This is a genomic window from Pararhodonellum marinum, from assembly GCF_015354735.1.
In the GTDB taxonomy this organism is placed as follows: domain Bacteria; phylum Bacteroidota; class Bacteroidia; order Cytophagales; family Cyclobacteriaceae; genus Pararhodonellum; species Pararhodonellum marinum.
Genome location: NZ_JACEFJ010000002.1, coordinates 353,476 through 365,208, shown reverse-complemented (window position 1 = coordinate 365,208; position 11,733 = coordinate 353,476). Strand labels below are relative to the sequence as shown.

Genomic DNA, 11,733 nt, shown 5'->3' with positions numbered 1-11,733 from the left:
GAAACGTGAAAAAGTATCAGGAATATAAGCAGGTGGATTATCCAGGAATTGGAAATGAAATACTCCAATTTTGGAAAGCCAATCAAATCTTTCCCAAATCTGTCCAAAAAAGGCAAGGAGGTGAGATATTTACTTTCTTTGAGGGGCCGCCATCTGCAAATGGCACCCCAGGAATACACCATGTCATGGGCCGTACCATCAAGGATATTTTCTGCCGCTACAAAACCCTCAAAGGATTTCAGGTCAAAAGAAAGGGAGGATGGGACACCCATGGTTTGCCAGTAGAATTACAGGTAGAAAAAGACCTTGGTATCACTAAAGAAGACATAGGCAAGAAAATTACTGTAGAAGAATACAACAGAAAGTGCCGGGAAACGGTCATGCGATTCAAGCATGAATGGGATGAGCTAACAGAAAAAATCGGATATTGGGTGGATTTGGATGATCCCTACATCACTTTTGAATCCAATTACATTGAGAGCCTTTGGCACCTGCTCAAAAAACTATACGATAAGGACCTTTTGTATAAAGGCTATACCATACAGCCTTATTCACCTGCAGCAGGTACTGGCCTGAGTTCACATGAACTCAATCAGCCAGGGTGTTACAGGGAAGTCAAAGATACATCCATTACGGCCCTTTTTAAACTCAAAGATAGTGAAGAGGAATATTTGCTGGCATGGACCACCACGCCATGGACTTTGCCTTCCAATTCAGCTTTGGCTATTGGTGAAAAGTTGGATTATGTCAAAGTCAAAACTTTTAATCCATACACCTATCAGCCACAGACTGTCATTTTGGCAAAATCCAGGATCGAAGCCTACTTCCATCCAAAAGCCAAAGCACTTAACCTGTCTGATTACAAGCCAGGAGATAAGTTGATCCCATATGAGGTAGTAAGTTCTGTGAAAGGCTCAGACCTGTTGGGACTGGAATATGAACAGTTGTTTCCTATAGCAGGGATTGCCCTACCTTTTCCAGCCTTCACCGTGGTTTCGGGAGATTATGTCACTACTGAGGATGGTACTGGTATTGTCCACTTGGCCAAAGCTTTTGGAGCAGATGATTTTAGGACTTTGGTTCAAAATAATGTGCCAGGTGTGTTTGTCAAAGACGAACTGGGCAATGATATTCCTGTCGTGGATAAGCAGGGGAAATTTCTGCCGGTGATCGGGGAATACCTGAGTTCTAAAATGGTGGAACATGGAATCACGGCACATAAAATCCATGGCCCCAATGATTTCTATGTTAAGAATTATCCCATGGATGATGAAAGCAACTCCGACTACAAAAGCACGGATGTGATCATCTCCATCATCTTGAAAAATGAGAATAGGGCCTTCAAAGTAGAAAAATACGAGCACAGTTATCCGCACTGTTGGAGAACTGATATGCCCATCCTTTATTACCCACTCGAAAGCTGGTTTATCAAGACCACCGAGTACAAGGATCGTCTTGTGGCCCTCAACAATACCATCAACTGGAAGCCGGAAGCCACCGGAACAGGCCGGTTTGGGAACTGGTTGGAAAATCTGGTGGATTGGAACCTAAGTAGGTCGAGATTTTGGGGAACACCATTGCCCATTTGGCGCACCGAAGACGGAAAAGAAGAAAAATGTATTGGCTCCATTGATGAACTTCAGACTGAAATGGAAAAATCCATAGAAAAAGGCTTTATGGCTGCTTCACCTTTTGGTGAGAAAGAAATGGATTTACACAGACCCTTTGTGGATGAAATCGTTCTGGTTTCACCCAGTGGTGCGAAAATGTTCCGCGAACCCGATTTGATTGACGTCTGGTTTGATTCAGGGGCCATGCCTTATGCCCAATGGCATTTCCCCTTTGAAAACCAAGAGCTGTTTAAGGAGAATTTCCCTGCAGATTTCATCGCTGAAGGAGTAGACCAAACCAGGGGATGGTTTTTTACCCTTCATGCCATCGCAGGCATGCTCTTTGACGATGTGGCCTTTAAAAATGTCATTGCCAATGGTTTGGTTTTGGATAAAAACGGCAATAAAATGTCCAAAAGAATGGGCAATGCCATTGATCCGTTTAAGACACTTGAGGCTTATGGCCCTGATGCTGTACGCTGGTACATGCTCAGCAATGCCAATCCTTGGGACAACTTAAAATTCAGTCTGGATGGAGTCGCTGATGTGCAGCGAAGGTTCTTTGGTACCCTGCAGAATACTTATAATTTCTTCGCCCTATATGCAAATTTGGATGCATATACCTACGAAGCTTCCAATGCGGTAACCATCAAGCAAAGGCCTGAACTGGACAGATGGATCATTTCTAAGCTTCAATCGCTGATAGAAGAGGTAGAAGTGGCCATGGACCAATATGACGCCACTAAAGCCACCCGAGCCATCATGGCTTTTACTGTGGATCAATTGTCCAATTGGTATGTACGCTTGGCCAGAAAAAGGTTCTGGAGAGGGCACATGAACCAAGACAAACAGGCTGCTTACGATACCCTATATGAATGCTTGATGGGTTTGACGCAATTGATGTCTTCCTTTGCCCCATTCTATTCAGATTGGCTTTTCCAAAATCTTACAGAAGGTGCCAAAGCTGCAGGTCAGGAAATCCCTGAATCCATACACCTTACAGACTGGGAAAAAGCCCAACCGGATTTGATCAGTCCATATCTGGAACGTTCGATGCAATTGGCGCAGGACATTTCCTCATTGGTTCATTCTTTGCGTAAAAAAGAAAAACTAAAAGTTCGCCAACCCCTTCAGAAAATTTTGATTCCAATTCTGAATAAGCATACCAAAGACCAAATCCATCACGTGGAGGATCTGATCAAATCCGAGGTGAATATCAAAGAGATCGCCTACATCGACGACACCTCGGGCATTTTAGTCAAAAGCATTAAACCAAACTTCCCTGTTTTAGGTAAAAAATTTGGCCCCAAGATGAAAGGAATCAGTGCGGCAGTCACCAAATTTGGAAAAGATGATATTGCTTCTATCGAAGCAAAAGGCACCTATGACATTACTATAGATGGAGAAAAGATTACCCTTTCTTTGGAAGATGTAATCATAAGTTCCCAAGATATTCCAGGCTGGTCTGTGGCCAGTGACCAAGGGATAACCGTGGCCTTAGACGTCACCCTGACCGAGGAATTGAAACAAGAAGGACTGGCTAGGGACTTGGTGAATCGCATCCAAAACCTAAGAAAGGATATGGGACTAGACGTGCAGGACAAAATCACCATCAAAGTAGCAGAATCCGACGATTTGGTAACGCATGCCCTAACTAATTTTGGCAATTACATCCAATCCGAAACCCAAGCCCTCAGTCTGGAGTTAAATGGCCATATGACAGATGCAACGGTATTGGAGATGGACGATTTTGAATTATCAATCAAAGTAGAAAAAGCGTAAGCACTAAAATAATTGACTACCTAAGGCTGAAAATTCCATATTTTGGTTAATCTTTGGCCATTCACCTGAAGCAATGAAGTATTTAAAATATTTTGGAATTGCCTTATTGATCATTTTGATCGATCAAGCTGTTAAGATGCTGGTTCATTATCAAATGGACTTTGGTACACCTGGGCAGATCAAGGTATTTGGAGATTGGTTCAAGCTCCATTATACCACCAATCCAGGTATGGCTTTTGGCATGGAGCTAGGGACTAAATACGGAAAGGTCCTCTTGACCTCTTTTCGTCTCGTGGCCATGTTTGGAATAGGTTATTATTTGTATTACCTCATCAAAAAAGGTACCCATGCCGGTTATCTGGTCTGCATTTCGCTAATCTTAGGAGGTGCCATTGGCAATCTCATAGATAGTATGTTTTACGGAGTTTGGCTCAAAAATGCTCCCCTAGATGCCCCAACACCCTGGTTTCATGGCCAAGTAGTTGATATGTTTTATATTGATATTTGGGAAGGTTTTGTACCTCAGTGGGTCCCGTTGTGGGGAGGTAGCTATACGGCACTGTGGCCAATTTTTAATGTGGCTGACGCATCCATTTTTGTTGGGGTAGCCATCATTTTGATCTTTCAGGGCCGTTTTTTCAAAGAGAAAACAGCTGAGGATGAGAGCCAGGAGGTCGATGAAATCCAGAAGCAATTTATAGAGGACAAAAGTGAAAAGTAATCCTCCTTTAAGATGAATAATATCTCTGTTTATTCTTAGGATGGATTTGACTTGGTTTTTAAATGAATTGAAAGAAGGAGTACAGGAAATGTCCTGGTTAGAAGCGATTGCAGTTTTTTTTGGCATTGCAAGTGTGATCTACTCCATTAAGAAAAACATCCTAGTCTTCCCAACAGGCATGGTAAGCACTCTAATTTATGTGTTTATTTGCCTGAAGTACAAGCTCTATGCAGACATGGGCATCAATGCCTATTATTTTTCCATGTCTATCTATGGCTGGTATTTGTGGAGCAGGCCCAGCAACAATGAAACCGCCAGGCCAGTCACTTGGCTAAGTAAAAAAGGAGTCATCCAATCCATTCTGCTGTTTTTGGTTTCGTATGGCCTTCTCTACTTTGTTTTGGCAAATTTTACGGATAGTGATGTTCCCTACTGGGATTCATTCACCACAGCCTCAGCCTTCGTAGGCATGTGGTTGATGGCAAAGAAAAAAGTGGAAAACTGGATTGCATGGATCATAACCGATTTGGTTTCCGTTCCTTTATATTTCTATAAAGGCCTGATGTTGACGAGTTTTCAATTCCTCTTCTTTACGGTTTTGGCCACCATAGGTCTTATCCAATGGATCAAATCAGCCAAAACCCAGACGTATGCCCATTAAGAAGATTGTCATTCTAGGTCCTGAGTCCACCGGAAAAAGTACGCTTACCCAAAGTCTGGCTTCACATTTTAAGGAACCATGGGTGAGGGAATATGCGCGTGAGTATTTAGACAGGTTAGCAGGTCCTTATCAGTACGAAGACCTTTTGATAATCGCCCAAGGGCAGCTCGCTCAAGAAGACCAAATGGTCAAATTATCCAAAGAGTTTTTGTTTTGCGACACCGACCTGCATGTTATCGATATATGGAGTCAGCACAAGTATGGCAAAACAGAACCATGGATAAAGAAAAACCTACAGCAAAGACATTATGATTACTACCTGCTCACCGATATTGATGTGCCTTGGCAAGAAGACCCCCAAAGAGAACATCCGGAACCAATAATGAGAAATTATTTTCTACAGGAATATAAAAAGTTACTTGAATTTTACAATCGCCCCTATTCGCTGATTTCTGGAAGTGGGAAACAGCGGTTGAAGTTGGCCATTCAGGTGATCTCAAAACATTTTAATGTACCAGAAAACAGGTTTTAACAATATTCTTGTCTTCAAATTAATTTGGCCAGCTTAGATTAAACCTCTCGAATTTTTTCAAAATTGTATAATGAAATTACCTTTTTAAAAGCTAATCCATCAATAATTAATCCGAGTATCCTCAATCCGGGCCTATTGGCCTCAACATGACCGTAGAGGTTTTGGATAGAAAGGTAGAATCCCAAGAGGAAATCAATGTCTCTGCGGGTAGTTTCAAAGCTTTCAAAATTTCCCAAACTACCAAGATTTCGAGTAAATTATTTAACCGTTCCATCTCCTCCATTGAGTATTTTGTTCCAGGGTTTGGCGTGATAAAATCTGTCACATTAGACAAAAAGGGTGAGACCTCTAGTTACTCAGAACTTATTGCCATCAAAAACTGAATCTGCCATGGATTGAATTCCCAAAAATGGTATAGAGGTATAGAATTACTTTAAAAATCAATGTTCTTCCAGGGCTTTACTATCAACATTTGGATTTATATCCATCAAGAAATTTGATTTGTCAGTGCTTTGCCTTCTAGCATCAAGTTTTTTAAATTTTTCACCTATGTTTTGGTTGAAGCTGTGCATCATTATAAGGTTTGAAAATATGATTTTTGACAGGTATATATTTATAAATATTTGAAAATGAATATTTTGCAAAATTAAAAAGAGAAAAAACTGAATCTATTCTTAAGGCTTGGTGTTTTTAAAACAAAGAATAGTGGTAAATTTAGGTTTTAATAAAAGCTTATCTCCCTTTCTATTTCAAAAGAATGCTTATACATCCTAAATATTGCCTTTATGCGTCCCCCAAGATTTAATACATCCACTGCTTTTCATGCAGACCTTAAAGACCGGATAAAAAACTATTTTTCTGAAACCGGGCTCAACACTACTGGAAATCCTGCTTTGTTTTTTAAAGCCATATTATTTGTGATTTCATATATTGCTGTCTATGTCCATTTGGTGTTTTTTACACCGGTTTGGTCTGTCGCTTTATTGGAGTGTATACTCTTGGGCGGCTTGGCTGCAGCCATCGGATTTAATGTAATGCACGATGGTGCCCATGGTAGTTTCAGCAAAAAAGGCTGGATCAACAACCTGGCAGGGCTTTCAATTAATGTTTTAGGTGCAAACGTGTTTATGTGGAAAACCAAACACAATGTAGTTCACCATTCCTTTACCAATGTATTTGAGGTGGACGATGACATGAATGCGAGACCCATGCTTCGCCTTTGTCCAGGTCAAAAGCGATATAAAATCCACCAGTATCAGCACTATTATTTTTTGATGGTTTATGCGCTACTGTATCTCTATTGGGTTTTCTTTACAGATTATAAAAAATATGTCACCAAAAAAGTAGGCATAACATCTATTCAAAAAATGAGTTGGAAAGACCATTTTTCTTTTTGGTCATTCAAGTTCATCAACCTGGTGCTTTTTGTAGCCATCCCCATCTATTTCTTGGGTTTCTTAAGTTGGTTGATCGGATTTTTGGTATATGGTGTAGCTGCTGGAATTTTCCTGAGTGTCGTATTCCAATTGGCCCATTCGGTGGAAGAAACAGCCTACCCTTTGCCTGATAAAGTAAGTAATAGACTTGAGGATGATTGGGCCATGCACCAATTAAGGACCACAGCAAATTTTGCAACCAAAAATCAGGTGCTTTCTTGGTTGATCGGTGGGCTGAATTTTCAGATTGAACACCACCTTTTTCCCCACATTTCCCATGTACATTATCCGGCCATCAGCCAGATCATCAAGGATACTTGTGCGGAATACAACATTCCTTATTTGGAACATAAAAAGATCAAACTAGCTTTCGTTTCCCATGTCAACCATTTAAAGACTTTGGGCAGGGTTCAGTAAGTTTTTCACAAAGGAAAATTGTTTGCTTAACAAAATTTTCCTTCTACCTTTGTTTCTAAGATCATTAGGGGTGCCTTAACAAAACGGGCTGAGATCATACCCACAATACCTGATCCGGGTAGTGCCGGCGAAGGGAAATGAGAAACTGATACAGGATTTATGATATGCGCTACATTACTTGCGGAAAATTTTGCATGGTAATTTGGCATTGCACAAGAAGCATTACCTGTACAGCTTATGGGTTAACAAAAAAGGAATTTCCCCCTAGACTTTCCGATGTTTGACCAACCGCAAAAGCGGGTAGATGTACGATTACCATGAAAACTTTATTGATGACAGGTATGGCCTGTCTTGTTTTCTCTTTTTCCTTTTCCCAAAACCTTGTAAAGGGCCACATTCGGGATCAAGCAACCGGAGAAGTCCTACCCGGGGCTAATGTCTTGGTGGAAGGAACTGGTAGAGGCACCGTTTCCGATAGGAATGGTATCTTTCAGATCAATAAAATTCCTGATGGGAGTTATTCCCTCAAAGTCTCCTATTTGGGATACGAGACCCAGCGCAAAGAAATCCAAATTCCCGCTTCTGAGTCATTGGATATTTCTCTAAATCCAAGCACCTTACTTTCCGAAGAATTTGTAGTCTATGGAACCAGGGCATCCGCCACTACGCCTACAACCTTTAAAACCATTGAAAAAGGGGAGTTGAACAAAAACAATCTTGGACAGGATATCCCCTTTTTGCTCAATTTCACGCCTTCGGTGGTTTCCCATTCAGACGCAGGCAATGGCATAGGCTATACAGGTTTGAGAATTAGAGGTTCCGACCAGACTCGGATCAATGTAACAGTCAATGGTATTCCCTTGAATGATGCAGAGTCCCACGGTGTTTTTTGGGTCAATATGCCTGATTTTGCCTCTTCAGTTGACAACATTCAAATTCAAAGGGGCGTGGGGTCATCCACCAATGGCGCGGCGACATTCGGAGCCAGCTTGAATATACAGACAGATACCCGAAGGGACGAGGCATATGCAGAAGTGGATAATTCCTTTGGCTCATTCAATACCTGGAGGCATACCGTAAAAGCAGGGACAGGCCTGCTCAACAACCGATGGGCCGTTGATGCCAGACTCTCCCAAATCTCAACCGATGGGTTTATTGATAGGGCTTTTTCGGATTTAAAATCGTTTTATTTATCCGGTGGGTATTATGGGGAAAACCACGTCATAAAGATGAATGTCTTTTCTGGTGCTGAACAGACCTATCAGGCTTGGAATGGGGTACCGGAAGCCTTATTGGAGACCAACCGTACTTTCAATAGCTACACTTATGACAATGAAACGGACAATTATCAACAAGATCATTATCAACTTATCTACAACGGAAAACTGGGTAAAAACTGGAAAACCCATGCCGGACTTCATTACACGTATGGAAGAGGTTTTTATGAACAATTCAGGCCTAATGATCGACTTTCCAACTACGCACTTTCACCTATAGAAATCGGTGGAGAGACCATAACCCGAACAGACATCATCCGGAGACGGTGGTTGGACAATGATTTTTATGGAGCTGTATTTTCTCTCAATTACGTATCTGACAATGGTGCATGGGATGTAATCCTAGGTGGCGGTGCCAACCGCTATGACGGGGATCACTTTGGAGAAATCATCTGGGCCAGATTTGCCGGGGAGACCAATATCCGAGACAGATATTATGACAACAATGCCATTAAAGATGACCGAAACATTTATCTTAAAGCTACTCACGAAGTGAGCAGGGGTTTATTTCTGTACGGTGATCTTCAATATCGGGGCATTGACTACCGCTTTGAGGGTATCAACAATGACCTGAGAGATATTTCTGGATTTCAGCACTATGACTTCTTCAATCCTAAATTTGGTATGACCTACGAGGCTGAAAATGGGAAGACTTGGTATGTTTCCTATGCGGTAGCCAATAGAGAACCCGTCAGAAGAGATTTTACGGATTCTCCGTTAATTGAAATTCCCAGACCCGAAAATCTTCAAAATGTGGAGGCTGGGCTAAGGGTGCAGAAAGGCAATTTTCAATACAATGCCAACCTCTATTACATGCATTACCGCGACCAATTGGTATTGACCGGGCAATTGAATGATGTGGGTGCCTACATCAGGGAAAATGTGGCCAGCAGCTATCGGGCAGGTATAGAACTGGATGGTGCAGTCTTATTGAGTCCAAAATGGACAATCGGAGGTAACATTACTTTCAGCCGAAACAAAATAAGCGAGTTTACGGAGTTTATAGATGACTATTCTGCAGACCCCTTTCAGCAGGAGGCTTTCACTTTTACAGATACAGATATCGCTTTCTCCCCTAATGTGATCAGTGGTGCCATGGTGGATTTCAGACCTATCAATGGATTTGAAATCAGCCTTCTGTCCAAATATGTTGGCGATCAGTATCTGGACAATACACAAAACGAAAACAGAAAATTGGATGCTTTCTGGACCAATGACCTAAGATTCAAGTACCTTTTTCGGCCAAGATTTGTGAAAGAAGTGGAATTTACTTTGTTGGTCAACAACATCTTCAACGTGATGTATGAACCCAATGGCTATACATTCAGTTATTTTCTTCCGGCTGAAACGGCTGGAGGAAGGGAACTGGTTACCGAAAACTTTTACTACCCTATGGCAGGCACCAATTTCCTGATGGGCTTGAGCTTGAGGTTTTGAAAAGATTTGCCGTGCATTTCAGAATGCACGGCATCTTTCCTGCCTACAGCTTAATCCCCTGCCCTTTGCCTTCTTTTGGATTCGCGAAGGATGGTGGTGCTCACTGCCGCCAGTAAAAGTTCATCCCTAGGATTTAGGTCATCTGCCAACCATACGTAACCTTTGTACTTTTCAGCTGCCGTTTGAACAGCTGCCAATGCCTCTCCTTTTTCCCTTAACTCAAATCCGGGAAAATAATTATTGACCATCAACTGTAATTGCATTAGGCTGGATTTGTTAGATGGTTCATATTTAGCCACTGGAGCGATTTGAACCGTTCGATCACCATTGGTCAACCATCCATTGAATACTTTTCCTCCTAAAACTTCCTGCCCTACTTTTTCTATAAAGACCACCTCCCAATACCCTGTGTCTAAATTGGTTAAAATATTGGCTGTATAGTGATAGCTGGTTTCTAAAATATCAGGGTCATTTTCTATATTAAAACTTCCCTTTTCTTCATCATTGAAGACCAAGGATTTGTTGTTCCGTTGCTTTCTATAAATGGTAAGGCCTACTTTTATGCTGGCTATCGCTCCCTCTTGAGACACCATGGTAAAGGAACTTGTCTTTTCTACATTCACTTCTTTAAGGGGATTGAATGCTTTCTTTTTTCTGCTTCTATTCGCGGTTTCATCCTGAACCGTGGTCATGGCAAATCCCCCAAATTGAAAAATCATATTTGCCCCAATTCCCTTACCCTTTACTTCGTACCTTTTTCCGTTTTGCTTCAAAGATTCCGAAACTTCTATGATGGATTGGGCTTGCACAGCAAACGAAATGATTTGCAAATACATCAAAGGAATCATGGCTTTGTATAAGGCTAGCTTTGTCATGGTGAATTCATTTAAGGGTTTGAATCATACCTATAAATGTAAACAGCCACTAAAAATTTAACCAGTCTTTGCCTTTCTAGCTTTAGGGGTTTTCACCAAAACCGAAAACATGTTTCTTATTTTATCCTAAAAATCATTTTTCAACGGACAAAATCCGCGAGTAACCCTTAAAAACCAAATACAGATCTTCTTATGAAGCGCTCTTCAAATCAAACAAAAGCGCTCTTCAAAAAATTATCGACTACTTCCAGGGTCTCCTTTTCCTTTTCAAACATCCCCATATGTCCACAGTCAGAAATTTCGTGGTAGTCATCCACCATATTTTTTTGCCTCCTGCTTGACGCTAATGGGACTGCCCCATCTAAGGTACCGGCGATAAAAAGCTTTCTTCCGGCAAATTCTCCAAGAACCTGACTTCTGTCCTTCCTGTCTCTCATGGCTTTGGTAAAAGCCACCAATCCATTTAATGAGGTGTTTTTGGCCATTTCCACAATTTCTTGTATGGTTTCTGCCAAATCAGTTCGATGGTGTTCAGGAAACAGTTGAGGAATAAAAGAGGTCACAAAGGTCTCTACCCCATATTTCTTGACAAAAGTAATTGTTCTATTTCTTATCTTAATTTTCTCTTCATCATCCGAAAAGGCCGTCGAATGAAACAACCCCAATCCTTTCAGCCTATTTCCCATCAATTCAGCCATTGCAAGCGCCACATATCCTCCTAAAGAATGTCCAATCACCACTGCCCCTTCGATTCCCAACTCCTCCATCCATTCCTGCATCAAGACAGCAACTTCCTCCAAATTTATGTTTTCCTCCTGAAGAGGACTTTCACCAAACCCAGGCAAATCGGGGCACAACACCCTATAACGCAAAGAGAGCTCTTTTTCAAAAGCTCTCCACATCTCTTTGGATTCACAGAATCCGTGAATCAGTATCACAGGATTCCCTTTACCTTGATCGGTATAGCGAATGTTCATAAATGCTA

Annotated in this window: 9 protein-coding genes and 1 riboswitch; of the genes, 7 read left to right on the top strand and 2 right to left on the bottom strand. The window is 41.5% G+C overall.

The features are described 5' to 3' along the window. Positions 1-5 precede the first annotated feature (5 nt). The 7 genes from ileS to H1A14_RS05350 all read left to right on the top strand — a co-directional run bounded on the left by ileS (position 6) and on the right by H1A14_RS05350 (position 9,873). A complete protein-coding gene (ileS, locus tag H1A14_RS05380; RefSeq protein ID WP_194775194.1) occupies positions 6-3,392 on the top strand; it encodes an isoleucine--tRNA ligase in 3,387 nt (1,128 codons plus the stop codon). Between the two features lie 73 nt (positions 3,393-3,465). Beyond that, positions 3,466-4,113 (top strand): lipoprotein signal peptidase, encoded by a 648-nt coding sequence (locus tag H1A14_RS05375; RefSeq protein WP_194775193.1) that lies wholly within the window; start codon positions 3,466-3,468, stop codon positions 4,111-4,113. Between the two features lie 40 nt (positions 4,114-4,153). After that, the gene (gene pnuC / locus H1A14_RS05370) at positions 4,154-4,774 is read left to right on the top strand and encodes a nicotinamide riboside transporter PnuC (RefSeq protein WP_194775192.1); all 621 of its coding nucleotides are present in this window, start codon (positions 4,154-4,156) and stop codon (positions 4,772-4,774) included. Continuing rightward, positions 4,764-5,306: an AAA family ATPase gene (locus H1A14_RS05365; RefSeq protein ID WP_194775191.1), complete on the top strand. Its 543-nt coding sequence runs from the start codon at positions 4,764-4,766 to the stop codon at positions 5,304-5,306. Before pnuC ends, H1A14_RS05365 begins: the two co-directional genes overlap by 11 nt. Positions 5,307-5,440: 134 nt before the next feature. Continuing rightward, the gene (locus H1A14_RS05360; RefSeq protein ID WP_394355326.1) at positions 5,441-5,689 is read left to right on the top strand and encodes a TapB family protein; all 249 of its coding nucleotides are present in this window, start codon (positions 5,441-5,443) and stop codon (positions 5,687-5,689) included. Between the two features lie 402 nt (positions 5,690-6,091). Then, positions 6,092-7,159 (top strand): fatty acid desaturase family protein, encoded by a 1,068-nt coding sequence (locus H1A14_RS05355; protein ID WP_194775189.1) that lies wholly within the window; start codon positions 6,092-6,094, stop codon positions 7,157-7,159. A gap of 56 nt (positions 7,160-7,215) precedes the next feature. Next, a riboswitch (TPP riboswitch) is annotated at positions 7,216-7,312 on the top strand. 164 nt (positions 7,313-7,476) lie between these two features. Beyond that, the gene (locus H1A14_RS05350) at positions 7,477-9,873 is read left to right on the top strand and encodes a TonB-dependent receptor (protein ID WP_194775188.1); all 2,397 of its coding nucleotides are present in this window, start codon (positions 7,477-7,479) and stop codon (positions 9,871-9,873) included. Between the two features lie 50 nt (positions 9,874-9,923). On the opposite strand, the gene H1A14_RS05345 is transcribed toward H1A14_RS05350, so the two are convergent. Beyond that, entirely contained in the window at positions 9,924-10,748 is an 825-nt protein-coding gene (locus tag H1A14_RS05345; protein ID WP_194775187.1) for a hypothetical protein, read from the bottom strand. A gap of 209 nt (positions 10,749-10,957) precedes the next feature. After that, positions 10,958-11,725, bottom strand: a complete 768-nt coding sequence (locus H1A14_RS05340; RefSeq protein WP_194775186.1) for an alpha/beta fold hydrolase — start codon at positions 11,723-11,725, stop codon at positions 10,958-10,960. Positions 11,726-11,733: the final 8 nt, after the last annotated feature.

Coding starts and splice junctions, on each gene's coding strand:
- H1A14_RS05355 (WP_194775189.1), top strand. CDS start 6,092: ATGCGTCCCCCAAGATTTAATACATCCACTGCTTTTCATGCAGACCTT.
- H1A14_RS05350 (WP_194775188.1), top strand. CDS start 7,477: ATGAAAACTTTATTGATGACAGGTATGGCCTGTCTTGTTTTCTCTTTT.
- H1A14_RS05340 (WP_194775186.1), bottom strand. CDS start 11,725: ATGAACATTCGCTATACCGATCAAGGTAAAGGGAATCCTGTGATACTG.
- pnuC (WP_194775192.1), top strand. CDS start 4,154: ATGGATTTGACTTGGTTTTTAAATGAATTGAAAGAAGGAGTACAGGAA.
- H1A14_RS05375 (WP_194775193.1), top strand. CDS start 3,466: ATGAAGTATTTAAAATATTTTGGAATTGCCTTATTGATCATTTTGATC.
- H1A14_RS05345 (WP_194775187.1), bottom strand. CDS start 10,748: ATGACAAAGCTAGCCTTATACAAAGCCATGATTCCTTTGATGTATTTG.
- H1A14_RS05365 (WP_194775191.1), top strand. CDS start 4,764: ATGCCCATTAAGAAGATTGTCATTCTAGGTCCTGAGTCCACCGGAAAA.